This is a genomic window from Neisseria sp. P0024.S006 (assembly GCF_051956595.1).
Classification (GTDB): Bacteria; Pseudomonadota; Gammaproteobacteria; order Burkholderiales; family Neisseriaceae; genus Neisseria.
Window position 1 is genome coordinate 253,161 of record NZ_JBQCXH010000001.1, and the last position, 16,359, is coordinate 269,519.

17 protein-coding genes and 3 tRNA genes are annotated in these 16,359 nt (G+C 47.6%); 9 read left to right on the forward strand and 11 right to left on the reverse strand.

Translation table 11 applies throughout. The features are described from left to right. Positions 1–54: 54 nt before the first annotated feature. Complete coding sequence (locus ACTHUF_RS01265) at positions 55–1,227, reverse strand: alpha-hydroxy acid oxidase (RefSeq protein WP_315094799.1); 1,173 nt, start codon at positions 1,225–1,227, stop codon at positions 55–57. Between the two features lie 361 nt (positions 1,228–1,588). On the opposite strand from ACTHUF_RS01265, the gene iscR reads away from it, so the two are divergent. The 6 genes from iscR to iscA all read left to right on the forward strand — a co-directional run bounded on the left by iscR (position 1,589) and on the right by iscA (position 4,877). Further along, entirely contained in the window at positions 1,589–2,035 is a 447-nt protein-coding gene (iscR, locus tag ACTHUF_RS01270) for a Fe-S cluster assembly transcriptional regulator IscR (protein ID WP_003746476.1), read from the forward strand. 51 nt (positions 2,036–2,086) lie between these two features. Beyond that, the gene (locus ACTHUF_RS01275) at positions 2,087–3,301 is read left to right on the forward strand and encodes an IscS subfamily cysteine desulfurase (RefSeq protein ID WP_315094797.1); all 1,215 of its coding nucleotides are present in this window, start codon (positions 2,087–2,089) and stop codon (positions 3,299–3,301) included. Positions 3,302–3,395: 94 nt separating this feature from the next. Next, the gene (locus ACTHUF_RS01280; RefSeq protein ID WP_311477303.1) at positions 3,396–3,524 is read left to right on the forward strand and encodes a hypothetical protein; all 129 of its coding nucleotides are present in this window, start codon (positions 3,396–3,398) and stop codon (positions 3,522–3,524) included. A gap of 66 nt (positions 3,525–3,590) precedes the next feature. Further along, positions 3,591–3,977: a Fe-S cluster assembly scaffold IscU gene (gene iscU / locus ACTHUF_RS01285; RefSeq protein ID WP_003674559.1), complete on the forward strand. Its 387-nt coding sequence runs from the start codon at positions 3,591–3,593 to the stop codon at positions 3,975–3,977. 268 nt (positions 3,978–4,245) lie between these two features. Continuing rightward, positions 4,246–4,491: a recombinase RecA gene (locus tag ACTHUF_RS01290; RefSeq protein WP_311477305.1), complete on the forward strand. Its 246-nt coding sequence runs from the start codon at positions 4,246–4,248 to the stop codon at positions 4,489–4,491. 65 nt (positions 4,492–4,556) lie between these two features. Next, positions 4,557–4,877: an iron-sulfur cluster assembly protein IscA gene (gene iscA, locus ACTHUF_RS01295; RefSeq protein ID WP_003680782.1), complete on the forward strand. Its 321-nt coding sequence runs from the start codon at positions 4,557–4,559 to the stop codon at positions 4,875–4,877. On the opposite strand, the gene ACTHUF_RS01300 is transcribed toward iscA, so the two are convergent. Further along, entirely contained in the window at positions 4,837–5,058 is a 222-nt protein-coding gene (locus ACTHUF_RS01300; RefSeq protein WP_003746467.1) for an alternative ribosome-rescue factor A, read from the reverse strand. The two genes, iscA and ACTHUF_RS01300, sit on opposite strands and share 41 nt — an antisense overlap. An 82-nt stretch (positions 5,059–5,140) precedes the next feature. On the opposite strand from ACTHUF_RS01300, the gene hscB reads away from it, so the two are divergent. Beyond that, a complete protein-coding gene (hscB, locus tag ACTHUF_RS01305; protein ID WP_049349631.1) occupies positions 5,141–5,641 on the forward strand; it encodes a Fe-S protein assembly co-chaperone HscB in 501 nt (166 codons plus the stop codon). A 151-nt stretch (positions 5,642–5,792) separates the two neighbouring features. Here hscB and ACTHUF_RS01310 read toward each other — a convergent pair whose 3' ends face one another. From ACTHUF_RS01310 to ACTHUF_RS01345, 8 genes are all read right to left on the reverse strand, one after another. Continuing rightward, positions 5,793–6,365 carry a 50S ribosomal protein L25/general stress protein Ctc gene (locus ACTHUF_RS01310; protein WP_049349632.1) on the reverse strand — a complete coding sequence of 191 codons (573 nt, stop codon included), beginning with the start codon at positions 6,363–6,365 and terminating at the stop codon, positions 5,793–5,795. A 65-nt stretch (positions 6,366–6,430) separates the two neighbouring features. Then, a complete protein-coding gene (locus ACTHUF_RS01315; protein WP_141746368.1) occupies positions 6,431–7,414 on the reverse strand; it encodes a ribose-phosphate pyrophosphokinase in 984 nt (327 codons plus the stop codon). A gap of 176 nt (positions 7,415–7,590) precedes the next feature. Then, positions 7,591–7,666: transfer RNA gene (locus tag ACTHUF_RS01320), tRNA-Gln, on the reverse strand. A gap of 11 nt (positions 7,667–7,677) precedes the next feature. Next, positions 7,678–7,753: transfer RNA gene (locus ACTHUF_RS01325), tRNA-Gln, on the reverse strand. A 10-nt stretch (positions 7,754–7,763) separates the two neighbouring features. Continuing rightward, positions 7,764–7,839: transfer RNA gene (locus ACTHUF_RS01330), tRNA-Gln, on the reverse strand. 5 nt (positions 7,840–7,844) lie between these two features. Further along, positions 7,845–8,693, reverse strand: a complete 849-nt coding sequence (gene ispE / locus ACTHUF_RS01335) for a 4-(cytidine 5'-diphospho)-2-C-methyl-D-erythritol kinase (RefSeq protein ID WP_440407110.1) — start codon at positions 8,691–8,693, stop codon at positions 7,845–7,847. An 8-nt stretch (positions 8,694–8,701) separates the two neighbouring features. After that, a complete protein-coding gene (gene lolB, locus ACTHUF_RS01340) occupies positions 8,702–9,286 on the reverse strand; it encodes a lipoprotein insertase outer membrane protein LolB (protein WP_315094474.1) in 585 nt (194 codons plus the stop codon). 56 nt (positions 9,287–9,342) lie between these two features. After that, a complete protein-coding gene (locus tag ACTHUF_RS01345; RefSeq protein WP_440406772.1) occupies positions 9,343–11,205 on the reverse strand; it encodes a tetratricopeptide repeat protein in 1,863 nt (620 codons plus the stop codon). 175 nt (positions 11,206–11,380) lie between these two features. Between ACTHUF_RS01345 and ACTHUF_RS01350 the strand changes: the two genes are divergently transcribed. Continuing rightward, a complete protein-coding gene (locus ACTHUF_RS01350) occupies positions 11,381–11,986 on the forward strand; it encodes a CoA pyrophosphatase (RefSeq protein WP_440406774.1) in 606 nt (201 codons plus the stop codon). A 52-nt stretch (positions 11,987–12,038) separates the two neighbouring features. On the opposite strand, the gene cysG is transcribed toward ACTHUF_RS01350, so the two are convergent. After that, entirely contained in the window at positions 12,039–13,436 is a 1,398-nt protein-coding gene (gene cysG, locus ACTHUF_RS01355; RefSeq protein WP_440406776.1) for a siroheme synthase CysG, read from the reverse strand. Between the two features lie 320 nt (positions 13,437–13,756). On the opposite strand from cysG, the gene ACTHUF_RS01360 reads away from it, so the two are divergent. Then, positions 13,757–16,321, forward strand: coding sequence for a glycoside hydrolase family 66 protein (locus tag ACTHUF_RS01360; RefSeq protein WP_440406778.1), 2,565 nt, complete (start codon positions 13,757–13,759; stop codon positions 16,319–16,321). Positions 16,322–16,359 lie beyond the last annotated feature (38 nt).

Here is a 16,359-nt window from a genome sequence, read left to right on the forward strand (position 1 = left end):
TAAAAAGGCCGTCTGAAAACAGATTTTCAGACGGCCTTTTCATATGTTCAAAAATTAAAACTCATCTTGATGCCAACGCGTAGAACGCAAAATGCTGGAATCCACATCTTGAATATTGCGATGGCCGGTAAACGCCATGGAAATATCCATTTCTTTGTACAGAATTTCCAGCGCACGGGTTACGCCTTCTTCACCATACGCACCCAAACCATACAGAAACGCCCGACCAATCATCGTACCTTTCGCACCCAAAGCCCAAGCCTTCAAAATATCCTGACCGCTGCGGATGCCACTGTCCATCCAAACCTCGATGTCGCTGCCCACTGCGCTGACCACATCAGGCAAAGCTTTAATGGCGGACACGGTATCGTCAAGCTGACGGCCGCCATGATTGGAAACGACCAATGCATCCGCACCGCTTTTCGCTGCTTTTTCCGCGTCTTCAGGTTCCATAATGCCTTTGATAATCAGCTTGCCGCCCCACAAATCCTTAATGCGCGCCACATCGTCCCAGCTCAGGCGCGGGTCGAATTGTTCGGAAGTCCATGAAGACAGCGAAGACAAATCGCCCACGTTTTTCGCATGACCGACGATATTGCGGAAGGTGCGGCGTTCCGTATTCAGCATTTTCATACACCATTCCGGTTTGGTCGCCAAATTGATTAAATTGGCGATGGTCGGTTTCGGCGGAGCAGACAGGCCGTTTTTGATGTCTTTGTGGCGTTGCCCCAAAACCTGCAAATCGGCAGTCAAAACCAAGGCAGAACACTTGGCATCTTTCGCACGCTTAATCAGGTTTTCCATAAACTCGCGGTCGCGCATTACATAAAGCTGAAACCAAAACGGCGCGCTGGTGTTTTCAGCCACATCTTCAATCGAGCAGATGGACATGGTTGAAAGCGTAAACGGAATACCAAATTTTTCCGCCGCACGCGCCGCCAAAATTTCACCGTCGGCGTGCGCCATGCCCGTAAAACCGGTCGGCGCAATCGCTACCGGCATTTTCACATCCTGCCCAATCATTTTGGTTTCGAGACTGCGCCCCTCCATATTAACCAATACCTTTTGGCGGAAACGGATGTCTTTGAAATCCGAAGTGTTTTCACGATAAGTAGTTTCTGTCCAAGAGCCCGAATCGATATAGTCATAAAACATACGCGGCATTTTACGTTTGGCAACAAGGCGCAAGTCTTCGATACAGGTTATTTTGCTTAAATCAGATTTCATAGTCGATTGCCTCTGTTAAGGTAAAGATGGATGGCCAAGGCCGTCTGAACATTTCAAACACCTCATTTATTTTACTCCATCAAAACAACTAAATTTTAAGAATAATTTTGATAATCTATATCACTATCAATATTAAATCAAAACATTTTAACCCTGATATTTGTAGGGTTGATAGCCTTTTTTCAGACGGCCTAAAATCCAAATTACAGAAAAATAAAGAAAATATTTTCCGATTTAAAAATCAACCCATGCCACCATTTAAACAAACAATCAAACCGAGCCGCCACATACTTGACTGAAACACTCAGATATTAGACAATTCCCCCCACTAATAAAAACGCCCCACACAGGCAACCACACCATGAGACTGACTACCAAAGGGCGATTTGCAGTAACCGCCATGATAGATTTGGCGATGAACGCGCAAACCGGTGCTGTCAAACTCAGTGCCATCAGCGAACGACAAAGCATATCGCTCTCCTACCTCGAACAATTATTCAGCAAGCTGCGCCGTGCCGGATTGGTTGAAAGCCTACGCGGCCCAGGCGGAGGCTACATCCTTGCCGCGCCCGCCGAGCAAATCAATATTGCACAAATCATTTCCGCAGCCGAAGACCGACTGGATGCCACACAATGCGGCAGCAAAGCAAACTGCCACCACGGCGCCCCCTGTCTGACCCATGACCTTTGGGAAAACTTAAACAAAACCATCAATGACTACCTCAGCGGCGTTACGCTGCAAAGCATCATTGAACAAAAAAACTGCAGCGACAGCAGTCATGTCGTTACCTTTACACACATTCATTAAACCGACCTACGGCAAAGACCGCAGGCAGATGACCCAACGAAAGAGCAAACCATGACCGTCAAAACCCCTGTATACCTCGACTACGCCGCCACAACCCCCGTTGACAAACGCGTTGCCGAAAAAATGATTCCCTACCTGACCGAAACCTTCGGCAACCCCGCTTCCAACAGCCACGCATTCGGCTGGGAAGCAGAAGAGGCCGTCGAAAAAGCCCGCGCCGACATCGCCGCCCTGATTAACGCCGACCCCAAAGAAATCATCTTCACCAGCGGCGCGACCGAGTCCGACAACCTTGCCATCAAAGGCGCAGCAAACTTCTACAAAACCAAAGGCAAACATCTCATCACCGTCAAAACCGAGCACAAAGCCGTGCTCGACACCATGCGCGAACTCGAACGCCAAGGCTTTGAAGTAACTTATCTGGACGTACAAGAAAACGGCTTGGTTGATTTAGACGTACTGAAAGCCGCCATCCGCGACGACACTATCCTCGTTTCCGTAATGTGGGTGAACAATGAAATCGGCGTGGTACAAGACATTCCCGCCATCGGCGAAATCTGCCGCGAACGCAAAATCATTTTCCACGTCGATGCAGCGCAAGCTTGTGGCAAAGTGCCTGTCGATGTTGAAGCCGCCAAAGTTGATTTGCTGTCTATGTCCGGCCACAAAGTATACGGCCCTAAAGGCATCGGCGCCCTGTACGTCCGCCGCAAACCCCGCGTCCGCCTCGAAGCCCAAATGCACGGCGGCGGCCACGAACGCGGCTTCCGCAGCGGCACATTGCCAACCCATCAAATCGTCGGCATGGGCGAAGCCTTCCGCATCGCCAAAGAAGAACTCGAGCAAGACATGGCGCACTACCGCAAACTGCGCGACATCTTCCTCAAAGGCATCGAAGGCATCGAAGAAGTCTATATCAACGGCGACCTCGAACACCGCGCCCCGAACAACCTGAACGTCAGCTTCAACTTCGTCGAAGGCGAAAGCCTGATTATGGCAGTGAAAGAACTCGCCGTATCCAGCGGCTCCGCCTGTACTTCCGCAAGCCTTGAGCCAAGCTACGTTTTACGTGCACTTGGTCGCAACGACGAATTGGCACATTCCTCCCTGCGCATCACCTTCGGCCGCATGACCACCGAAGAAGAAGTGAAATTCGCAGCAGAACTGATTAAATCCAAAATCGGCAAACTGCGCGAACTGTCGCCGCTGTGGGAAATGTTTAAAGAAGGTATCGATTTGAACTCGATTGAATGGGCGGCGCATTAATCCACATTTATAAAAGGCCGTCTGAAATCAATAAAACTTTCCAGACGACCTATATATAAATTTCCTTTAATCTCCTAGCCTTAAAGACATATAAATGGACGAACAAGAACTTGACCTCGACAATCTCGACAAGCTGCTTGAAGATTTTGACGGCGTTATCGTAGAAGGCGGCATCGATTCAGAAAATGACGACGGCTGCGAAGGCGGCGCGTGCAAAATCTAACTCAGGCCATCTGAATATCAGCAAACAAACCATTTACACCATTAAAAACATTAAGGAAACCACATCATGGCATACAGCGATAAAGTAATCGATCACTACGAAAATCCCCGCAACGTCGGTACTTTCGATAAAAACGACGAATCTGTCGGCACCGGCATGGTCGGCGCGCCCGCCTGCGGCGATGTCATGCGCCTGCAAATCAAAGTGAACGACGAAGGCATCATCGAAGATGCGAAATTTAAAACCTACGGCTGCGGCTCTGCCATCGCTTCGTCCAGCCTGATTACCGAGTGGGTCAAAGGCAAAAGCCTGGATGACGCGCTGGCAATCAAAAACAGCGAAATCGCCGAAGAATTGGAGCTGCCGCCGGTAAAAATCCACTGCTCCATCTTGGCTGAAGATGCGGTAAAAGCGGCTGTTGCCGACTATCGCAAACGTCAGGAAAACAAATAATCCGATTAGTGGGTGCTTTGTCGGCAGACGTTCACAGGATTTCTGAAAGTCTTAGAGTTTTCAGGAAAAGCAAACATAACGGTTTGTTCACCTCTTAAACAGACAGGGTGAATTGAGGACACAGAGGCTTAATCCTTTTGTAGTTGTCGCCAAATTTGGGACTGCCTGCCAATCTATTCCCTCTCCCCGCGTGAGAGAGTTAGGGAGAGGGCAAATAATCCGTAGGATTATATTTGGTCGATACGCCTGAAAAATCAAAGAAGACAATATGCCTTTTACCGATGAAGAAGCCCAATCCCTGCTTGCCGTCAAAGGCATAGGCAAAACCGTATTGCAGCGTTTGCGGCAAATGGGGTTGGATGATATTACCAAGCTGGCGGTGGCGGATTTGGACGATATTTTGGAACAGGGCGCACAATTGACCGGCTCAACCTGTTGGAAAAACAGTCCGCAGGCAAAAGCTGCCATTGCCGCTGCAATAGAGTGGGCAAAACAGCGTTTTCAGACGGCCTGAAAATCAAGAGGCCGTCTGAAATAAAAACTGGCAAACAGAAAATAATTACGAAATGAGGAAAAAGTATGATTACCATCACAGAAAACGCAGCCAAATACATCAATAACTACCTGACTAAACGCGGCAAAGGCTTGGGCGTGCGCTTGGGTGTGAAAACCAGCGGCTGCTCAGGCATGGCATACAACCTTGAATTTGTCGATGAAGCGAACGAGGACGACCTGATTTTCGAAGAACACGGCGCACGCATTTATATCGACCCGAAAAGCTTGGTTTATCTGGACGGCACGCAAGTCGATTACACCAAAGAAGGTTTACAGGAAGGTTTCAAATTTGAAAACCCGAATGTCAAAGACTCTTGCGGCTGCGGCGAGAGCTTCCACGTTTAAGACATAAAAATGGCGGGACAGTATCAAAACCGTCCCGCCATTTTTTCGCTTCCTGCCTGTTGTAGCTGCCTTTGCCTTTTCTTTTCCGTTCCACCTTGTGTCGGAACAAATCAGATTTCACTAAGGCTTTTAAAGCATTGTCGCGTATTTTGCCTTTATTATGTTGCACTTTACTGCTCATATTCAGTCCTTTTGGTTAAGAATCAGCGGATTATAAGGCAAAATCAGGCTTCTGCCGAAAATTTCACATTAATTATCCCGCTATGTCTCAATATTTCACACTCTTCCAGCTTGAACCCGCTTTCGATATCGACGCCGAAAACTTGGAGCAAACCTACCGCGCCTTGGCTGCCCGCTTCCATCCCGACAAATTCGCTTCAGCATCCACCTTCGAGCAAAAGCAGGCAGTGATGATGTCTTCCACCATCAACGATGCCTACCGTACCTTAAAAAATCCCATCGACCGCGCTGCGTACCTGTTGAAAATGCAAGGTATCGATGCTGACGCACCTGAACATACTTCTTTCTCTCCGGAATTCCTCATGCAGCAAATGGAATGGCGGGAAACATTGATGGATGCTCAGATGGAACAAAATCATGATGCCATCCGAGCATTGGATCAAGAAATCCAAAATGCACAAAACAACCTATATCAAGATTTGCAACAAGCATTTGAACAGCAGGATTATGAATCGGCTGCACAATGGGTACGGCATGGACGCTTTCTTAATAAGCTTCGCAAAGAAATTGCTTCAATCTTATAAAACGTATCGCTTTACGCTATACCCAAGTTTTATAGCAAATGATTTTATAAGATACTTTGGATTTATCTCCATTATTTGAATTTATCACCGCTTACATCAAACAAAAACCGTATCAGATTTATCTGATACGGTCTTCTTATATTCACTACGATTAGCGTTTTTTACCGGTAACAGTAGCAACAGCCAGGTTTTCGTTACGTTTCAGAGAAACGCTTTCAACACCTTCCGGCAGTTTGATGTCTGACAAGTGCAGAATGTCGCCGGCAACTACTGATGTACAATCCAACTCCAAGAAAGCAGGAATGTTTGCAGGCAAAGCAATTACTTCAACGGAAGTGTTCAACAGAGATACGCGGCCACCTTGCAGTTTAACAGCTTGAGAGTTTTCAGCGTTAACAATGTGCAGAGGAACGCGGATGCGTACAGGTTGATCGGCTTTCACAGCTTGGAAGTCGATGTGTTGAACTTCGCGACGGAATGGGTGCATTTGGAAGTCACGCACGATAACGTCTTTGGTTTCACCGTTCAGAGACAGTTTAATCAAAGCGGTATGGAAAGATTCTTTTTCCAATGCGTAAAATACAGTTTTGTGGTCTACAGCGATTGCAACAGGCTCTTGACCTTCACCGTACAGAATACCAGGAATTTGGCCTTCGCGACGCAGGCGGCGGCTCGCACCAGTGCCTTGGGCTTCGCGTACAGAGGCTTGAATTTCGTAAGTCATGTTTAATACTCCAATTTAGATAAAATCGTCGTCATCGGCCGCGACCAGCTTGAGACGACATGGGGTTATGGCAGCAACATGCTGCCTGTCATCACTTCTTCATTAAAAAGATATGAGACGGATTCTTCATTGCTGATACGGCGTACCGTTTCAGCCAGCAAACCGGCAATAGTTACTTGACGGATGCGTTCACATTTTTTAGCTGCTTCAGACAACGGAATCGTATCTGTCACAACTACTTGGTCAATTTCAGAAGAAGCAATTCGATTCACTGCTTCACCGGAGAATACTGCATGGCTGGCGTATGCCAATACACGATCTGCACCACGCTCTTTCAGGGCAACAGCTGCTTTACATAAGGTGTTTGCCGTATCGATCATATCATCTACGATCAAGCAAGTACGGCCTTGAATATCGCCAATAATGTTCATCACTTCAGCCACGTTGGCTTTAGGACGACGCTTGTCGATAATGGCCAAATCAGCATTTAAAGATTTGGCAACAGCACGTGCACGTACAACACCACCGATATCAGGGCTGACGACGGTCAAATTATCAATGCGTTGCTGTTTAATATCGTTCAATAAAATCGGGGTAGCGTAAATATTATCTACCGGAATATCAAAGAAACCTTGAATTTGGTCGGCATGCAAGTCAACGGTCAGCACACGGTCAATACCGGCAGAGTACAACATGTTCGCCACTAATTTGGCGGAAATCGGTACACGGGCAGAGCGTGGACGGCGATCTTGGCGTGCATAGCCAAAGTAAGGAATCGCAGCGGTAATACGACCGGCAGAAGCACGTTTGAGTGCATCGGCCATAGTCAAAATTTCCATCAGGTTGTCATTGGTAGGCGCACAAGTAGGTTGCAAAATAAACACATCGCGACCACGCACATTTTCCAGCAATTCAATGGCCACTTCGCCATCTGAGAATTTGGAAACTGTGGCTTCACCGAGTGAAATATCCAAATGTTTGACAACACGTTGCGCCAGTTCCGGATTTGCATTACCGGTAAACACCATTAAACTGTCATAAGCAGCCATATCTTCACCTGATTCTAGATTTGATTTACGCTCAGAAAACATTACGCTTCCCTTTGCCCTATGTCCAAGACACTAATTTCGCGATTATACGCGTAAAGACGGGTAAAAAAAAGTTTTTCAGCGTTATTTTTCCCTTAGCGTAAAAAAGCGTGTAAGAAAACTTACACGCTTTTATTTGGCTGGGGAGGAAGGATTCGAACCTTCGCATGCTGGAATCAAAATCCAGTGTCTTAACCGCTTGACGACTCCCCAATAAAGGGTGTTGGCTGGGGAGGAAGGATTCGAACCTTCGCATGCTGGAATCAAAATCCAGTGTCTTAACCGCTTGACGACTCCCCAACAAAGGATTTGGCTGGGGAGGAAGGATTCGAACCTTCGCATGCTGGAATCAAAATCCAGTGTCTTAACCGCTTGACGACTCCCCAACTTACTAAATCATATGAAACAGCGGATGAATATCTAATCCTTCCACACAATAAGCTTCATATGATTGAGAAACCTGTTGGTAAATTGTATGTGCTTCTTGATGAGATTCACTTGCTATAAACAAACAAGCCCCGGAGCCGGTCATTAATGCATGACCATATTGGGATAACTCAACATAAGCCTTCCAAACTTCAGGATATTCCTGAAACACAACCGCCTGCATATCATTTTGAAACGGCTGTAATGATTGGAAAGTCGGCATTATGCTGGGTTTAGAATCCCGTGTCAAGCCTTCATGTGCAAAAATTTTAGCGGTTGCCACATGGACGGGGGGTTTAACGATAACATACCATTGTTTAGGAACATCTATTTCAGTCAGTTTCTCACCCACGCCTTTAGCAAAAGCACTTCTGCCAAAAATAAAAAAAGGAACATCCGCACCAAGACTTACGCCTAAATCAATCAGTTGCTGCTTGCTCAAGCCGCATTGCCACCATTGGTTTAAAACCATTAAAACTATGGCTGCATCGGAGCTGCCGCCGCCCAATCCTCCGCCGGTCGGAATCACTTTATCCAACCAGATTTCAACGCCGTGCGACACGTTTGCATAGGGCAGTAATAATTTAGCCGCCCGATAAGTCAAGTCTTGCTCAGGCTTAAGCCCTTCAACCGGCGTATGCAGAATAATCTGCCCATCAGTATGCATTTTCAGATGAACGGTATCGTATAAGCCGATCAAACAGAAAATACTTTCCAAATTATGATAACCATCGCTCCTGCGGCCGGTAATCCTCAAATCTAAATTTAATTTGGCCGGTGCAGGAAAGGCTTGGATTTCCGCTGAAACAGACATGTTATCCTCTATTTGCGTGCTGCGCATCGGGTTTGTCCATTTTTATCCAAAGAATGGTTTACCGTGTCGAACACCAAGCGGATATTAAACTTGGCATTTTCAAGTTGTAGCGTTTTGGGCTGTCCCGAACTATTTAAAGTGCGCGATATTGTCCAGTCAAACTGTTCCAGACGGCCGTCAGGCAGGATTTTGTATGGCGCATTGGCAACGCGTTTGCCATCTGCCCAAATATGCAGATATTGAACCGGCAAAGCAAAGCCCAAAAGCTGTCTGCTCAATTCTTCAGCCGTTTCCGCCTGATAAACCTTACCCTTACTGTCTACTGCCAATACGCCTTCGCTATCTTGACACAGCTGGCCTACGGTATTGCCCAACGGTGTATTGACATCAATGGTTTGAACCGCGTTCTGATAAGTCCAGTCAAAATTGGCATAAGAGCCTTTGCCTTCCACTTTGACAGCCAAACGACCGTCTGCGCTAAAATCCTGCACCTGCTCGGCCACTTGCCAACTGTTTTGCTGAGGCAAGTTTGGCTGCGCACAAGCGGCTAAAAGCAATAAGGCTGCAACCGATGATAATTGTTTTAAATTCATGGATATTCCTTCATAGGCCGTCTGAAATCAAACGCTTTTCAGACGGCCTTTCGGTTTTATTTGTGTTTTTGAGTATGCGGTTTGCTGGGCGTTATACCGAATTTGGACATTGTCTCTTTTAATACTCGGAGATTGCTTCCGCGTTTCAAACCGTCATTCCAGATTTCTTTGGCCTTCTCTTGGTCGCCAAGTGCCCATAGAACTTCACCCAAATGCGCCGCAACTTCGGCTTCAGGTTCTTTTTCGTAGGCATATTGGATATACGGCAAAGCTGTTTGGGCATCGCCTTTAAGATAATAAGCCCAGCCTACACTATCATTAATGGCTGCGCTTTCCGGCTCCATTTGATAGGCCGTCTGAACCATTTTGAATGCCTCGTCCAAATCCTTGCCGTTGGACAACAAGGTATAACCCAAAGCATTCCAACCGTGCGGATTGTCCGGATACAGCTCTACCACACGGCGTAAATCGGCAATCGCCTTGCCTGGCTGATTCAGCTTCTCATAAACCATCGAACGCTGATACAACACATTGGCAAGCAGCTCCGGAGAAGCTTGAGTTTTCAAGGATTTTTCGGTGGAACTTACCAAACTGTTCAAAGCGTTCAACGATTCTTGAAGATTGGTATTTTTAGACAATACGAACAAAGCCGTGCTCAACAAATCCTTAGCTTCAAAATATCGTCCTCTTTGCTCGGGCATTTTTTGTGCGCGTTGCACCAAAGCCCAAGCCTCTTTATGGTTGCCCTGTTTGGCTTCGATGGAAGCGGCCAAAATGGTTTTATCAAATGTATAAGCCGTAGCCGTTACCTTATCCAGCCATTGTTTGGCTTTGGCCAATTCTTCAACATCATTATAAGAAACCGCACCAATCAACGCTGCACGGCTGCGCTGCTCTTCCGTACCGACTTTATAAGCCTTTTCCAGATAACTGTTTACCACAGAAATATTTTCCGTCTTGCTGGCGGACAATAAGGCGGCCTGAATATACAAATCAGGGTTGGGATTTTCTTCCAACAAAGTCTGCAAACGCTTGAATGCCTTATCATTTTGACCATGGGCGATCAAATTGGCGATGTCCAATTCCTGCCAAATCGGAGATAAAGTTTTGGTGTCTGTCTCTTTGAAGAAGTCGTCCAGAATATCAGGATGCCGTTGCGCCATCAACCGCAACGTCACAAAAGTCGGCGGCAGGATTTCATTGTCCAACTTGGCCAAACGTTGCAATGCGGCAATGGCATATTTCTTTTGACCGTCTTTTGCACTAAAAATTGCATCCGCAATCGCCGCTTCTGGAAAGTCTTTATAATTCAATGCCGTTTTATGCACCTGTTTGACCGCATCGCTGGTCAGATTCGGCTGTTGGGCTGCAGTTTGCGCCAAAAGCAGGAACACGCGCTTTTGCTCGTCTTCACTACCGCCGGCAATCACCTTGTCCAATCCGCTCAAATTCTTATCAGCTTTACCCAGCAGCAAATTACGCAACCAAGTCATGCGCTTTTGTGTTTCACCAGGCTCCGGCTCGATCTCGCGCCATTTTTGGTAAATGGCTTCAGCCTGTTCAAATGCGTTTAACGAAACTGCCATTTCCAAAGCGCGTTCGGCCACTTCGGGAGATTTGGTGCGATGCAAAGTCAAAATATAAGTAAACAGCGCAGAAGCCGCATCGCCCTTTTGCAGGGCCAATTCTGAATTTAACAAAGTAAAAACCTGCGATGTGCGGTTTTGTATACCCAACAGACGTATCCGTTCCTGCTCGCGCTCTTCAGGAGAAAAACGGTCGGCGCGGCTTTTCTTTTTGATAATCTTAGCCGATTCAAAAACAGCCTTTGAATCGCCGGGCGCGGCAAAAGTTTGTGTAGCAAACAACATCATGACAGCCGCAGCTGCTACTCGAATACGGGATGGAGAAAACAACATAACTATCCTTTTTGAGAACATGCCGACATTTTCAGACGGCCTAAGCACTTGCAGAACAGACGCAAAGCTATATTTATCATTCAGGCATAACTGTAACACACGCACCCTATTTTGTTGACACGGTAACCGTAAACCTTGTGTAATCCTCATCTGCATAAAACAATCAGCGCCAAAGATGAATACCGACCACCTTATCCATTTCCTCACTCAAGCTTCATGCTTTAGCAGCCGTATGCAAGCAGAGCGCAATCAATTATTTACCGCCCATACGGTCAAAGAAGCAGCCGTTTTGGTCGGCATTGTCTTGCATGAAGGAGCGTGGCAAATTTTACTGACTAAAAGAGCCGATACCTTAAGGCAACACACCGGACAAATCGCCTTTGCCGGCGGCCGCAAAGATGCCCAAGACGACAGCCTAACGGCAACGGCGTTAAGGGAAGCTTATGAAGAAACCGCCATTCCGATTACCGCATGGCAAACTTTTGCGCCGCTACCCTTTTGTGACACGCCTTCCGGCTACCGTGTTACGCCTGTTCCGGCAATTTGCGTCCAGCCCGTCAACCCCAAAGCCAATCCCGACGAAGTAGCAGAAATTTTTTATCTGCCTTTGGACTTCGCCTTAAACCTGCAAAACTACACATTCCGCCAACTTCATCACAACAATCAAACCCTCGCCCTCCCCGCCCTGCCTTTCCAACACTACGACATCTGGGGGCTGACCGCACTCATTCTATACGGACTGGCAGAACGTTATCAGCAATATTGCCAAGCTTTTAAATAAGGCAAGGCCGTCTGAAACCAATATTCAGACGGCCTGATTTAATCCATTCTCTTTACGCGGCTTCTTCGAAATATTCAATACCTTCTCCGAACCATTTCATCTCATTGCGCAGAGCGACCACTTCGCCAATCACCATTAAAGCCGGACGCTCCGCTTCGGCAGCCAGCAAGCCCAAATCTTTCAGACGGCCTGTCCGCACGGTTTGATTCGGTAAAGTCCCATTGGAAATCACGGCAACGGGTGTAGAAGGCTGTCTGCCGTAAGCCATCAGTTTTTCCGCAATCTCGGTCGCTTTAAGCGTCCCCATATAGATTACCAACGTTTGGCGGCTTAAAGCCAAAGTCTGCCAATCAGGCTGATTGCCCTCGTGTTTGCTGTGGCCGGTCACAAATAAAGCACTTTGTGCGCAATCTCGATGGGTTAACGGAATACCGGCATAAGCAGTGGCACCAAGCGCGGCAGTAATGCCCGGCACAATGCGGTAGGCAATTCCGGCCTGATGCAGGGTTTGCACTTCCTCCCCGCCACGCCCGAATACAAAAGGATCGCCGCCTTTCAACCTCACTACGCGCTCCCCTTTTTGAGCGTGTTCAACCAATAGACGGTTGGTTTCTTCCTGCTGGACATGATGCGCGCCAGCGCGTTTGCCCACGCTGATTTTCACCGCATCTTTACGCACCATCGCCAAAATCTCATCCGACACCAAAGCATCGTAAAACACGGTATCCGCAGCCTGAATCGCCTGCAAAGCATGTATGGTCAACAAGCCAGGATCGCCCGGCCCTGCGCCCACCAAAACCACTTCGCCGCCAAACGGCGTTTCCCGGTTTAACTGCGTAATCAATTCGCGTTCCGCTGCCTCAATATTGTTTTGAGCCGCAAAAATACCGAAACGGCTGTCAAACAACTTTTCCCAAAAATAACGGCGTTGTTCGACATTATTCAGCGTTTGCTTAACCTTCTCGCGCCATTTGCCGGCAATACGCGCCATCGTGCCCGTATGCAGCGGAATCAATGTCTCGATAATCTGCCGCCATTTCCGCGCCAATACAGGCGCAGTACCGCCGCTGGATATGGCTATCTTCAACGGCCCCCTATCCACCACGGCAGGCACGATAAACGAACACAAGTCCGCCGTATCCACCGTATTGCACAATTTCGCCCGTCGTTCCGCCGCTTCAAAAACACGGCGGTTAAACACACCGTCATCCGTCGCCGCAATAACGAAATACACCTCGTCCAGCATGGCTTCTTCAAACAAGCCGCCCAGCCAAGCTATTTTCCTTTCTTCCGCCCATTGCTGAAACTGAGGATTTAAAGTTTCCGCAACAACGCGCACGCACGCTCCGGCAGACAACAGGCTTTCCGCCTTGCGCTCGGCAACCTTGCCCGCACCTGCCAGCAAAACAGGGCGGTTTTTCAAATCGGCAAACAAAGGATAATGGCTCATGGTCGTGTTCTTGCTTTATCAATGATTGTCCGCCGATATTAAAGGCCGTCTGAAAAAATAGGAAAGAATGGTTTCTGATTTTCTTATGGTGTTTGGTTATATGTCTGCAAAAACCGTCTTTCGACTAACAAAGCATTCAGACGGCCTTTTTTGAATTTCAATCATAAACCGAATTATTTTAGATATTTGCTATCAAACGGGGAACTTATTTTCTGCGCTGCCTACTAAAAAGTCTTAACAATTATCCATATCAACAACTTAAGTGATATTAATTTGTTAAGGCAATTTCAAAATATAATATTTAGAAGCGAATACACAGCATGACAACTGAAGCAAAAACAGCCCCTTTACCGACTATTCTCTTTAACAAGGCAGCCTATACCAACGGCGATGATGTTATTCTGAACATCTCCAATGCGACAGACAAAATCACCTCTGTTACCGTCAGCCATTTAGGTACGGAAATCCAAAAATTGGATCATCTGAACTCAACCTCCGTCAAACTTTCTTCCGATATTTTTTCACCCAATTCGGGCTACGTCGTCAAAGTAGAGACCGTTGATAACACCGGCAACCACACCAGCAAAACCCTGGGATTGTCTGTCGAAGACGACTGGACCGTTTTTCCCCGCTATGGCGTAGTGGCGGGGTCTAACGATAATTCGGCAGAACGAAACAACTCCATGACCAATGACCAGCTCGAAGGCTATCAAAACAATATCGATCAGCTGGCACAAATGCACATCAACAATTATTTCTTCTATGATGTGTACGATACAACCTCCAATCCATTTCCAAACGTCAACAGCTTCAAGCAAGAATGGGCGACTTGGGCTGTCAACAACGGCCAACCCAACCCTCCCCAAATCGATACCCTACTGATTAAAAACCTCGTGAACAAAATTCACGAAAAAGGCGGCAGTGCTATGCTCTACAATATGCTTAACGCCGCCTCCAATGACGAACTCGATAACCCGGCCATCAAAGAAATTTTAAATAACGTCAAACTCTACAATGCCCAAGAGCATTCCAACTTCGGCAAAGCCGGTGCAGAGACCAAGACATCCGTACAGCAATTCGTCGATCCTGCCGACAAAAGCTGGCAAAACTATATCGTCAACACCATGATCAAAGCCCTGAAAACAGGCGGCTTTGACGGCTGGCAGGCCGATACCATGGGTGATAACCTCGTTTACAAAATACAAAACGGCCAAAAGACTGAAAACTTCAGAATGTCTGACGGTTATGACGATTTGTCAGCCGCAGCTGCGGAAAAGCTACACGATTACGGTCAAACTTATATGATCAACGACATCAGCACAGGCAGGGCCGATGTCTTATCCACCACAGGCATGGATGTTCCTTTCTCAGAAATCTGGCCGCGCGATTTTAAAGATACAGCCGGAAATACCCATTATGAAAACCACAACTATGCCGAGCTTAAACGCTTGGTAGGCCGTCTGTACGATTACAATCACGTTTCCCCGATTATTGCCGCCTATACTCAAAAAGGTACCCACCCGGAAGATCATGCTTCCGAACTCAATCCGGACAACGAATTGCTGGTTGATGCCGTTATCGCAGCGAGTGGCGGCTACCATATGACTGTTGCCGCATTAAACAACCACCCGGATAAGAACGCACATGGTTTTGGTATTTTGCAAGATCCATACTATCCCGCTCAAACGCTCAAAACCAACGAAACCCTGGCCAAATCAGAATTCAACTATCAACAATTCATTACTGCCTATGAGGAGCTGCTTCGCGGCGAAGGCTTGGTTGAACTCAAAGACAGTCATGCCTCCATCGTAGCATCCGACGGCTATGACATGACTTCCACTTCAGGCGAAGGAGGCAAAGTTTATACATGGACCAAAGCCACCGCAGACGGCGGCCGAGTTGTCCAATTAATCAATCTCGCAGGCCTCGACAAAGACACCAATTGGAACAGCTCCAACCACCACACGCTGAAACTCGACAACCCTAAAGTCAGAATCCCGTTTGATATGGAAATCAGCGCAGAACAGGCCGAGCAAGCCATCGTACAACTGGCTTCCCCCGACTCAGACGATATATCCATGCATACATTGGAATCTTCCGTCATCTATGAAAACGGCAAACCGGTGGCACTGGAAGTCACCGTACCGAGCCTGGATGTCTGGGATATGCTTTATGTCAGCAATTTAGGGCAGGCAAGCGTCAGCCAAACCTTTGCCGACGGCAAAACCACATTCAACGGCACCCACGCCGACGACCATATCAAAGGTACTGAAAGCGAAGACATCATCTACGGCAACCGGGGCAATGATGAGATTCACGGCGGCAGCGGCAATGACAAATTGTCCGGAGGCACCGGCGACGACGTCATCAACGGCGATGCCGGCAGCGATATTCTCTACGGAGGCGGTGGCAATGACCATCTGAACGGCGGTTTAGACAATGACACGCTATATGGCGGTGCCGGTAACGACACCTTGTTGGGCGAAGCGGGTAACGACATCCTTCACGGCGGCGCAGGCAACGACACACTGTTCGGCGGCTTAGGGGACGATATACTGCGCGGCGAAGCCGGTAACGATACCTATGTATTCAATCGCGGCGAAGGCCATGACACCATTTTCGACCATCACAGCACAAACGCCATCCAATTCGGCGCTGGCATTTCCCTCTCGGATCTGTCGCTCGAAACGGTCAACGAAAAAGACGGCACGACTTGGAACATCACCATTCGTGGCGAAAACAATCACAACGACCTCTTCACCATCGACCACCAATATGCCGACATCCATACCGACGCCCAAGGTCAAAAAATCCCCTCAGTCAGCGAATTCCGCTTTGACGAAGGTACGTTCAACATTGACCAGTTAATGCATATTTTAGGTTAACCATTAAAATATCGAGCATCCCAAAGCCGGACTTTCAA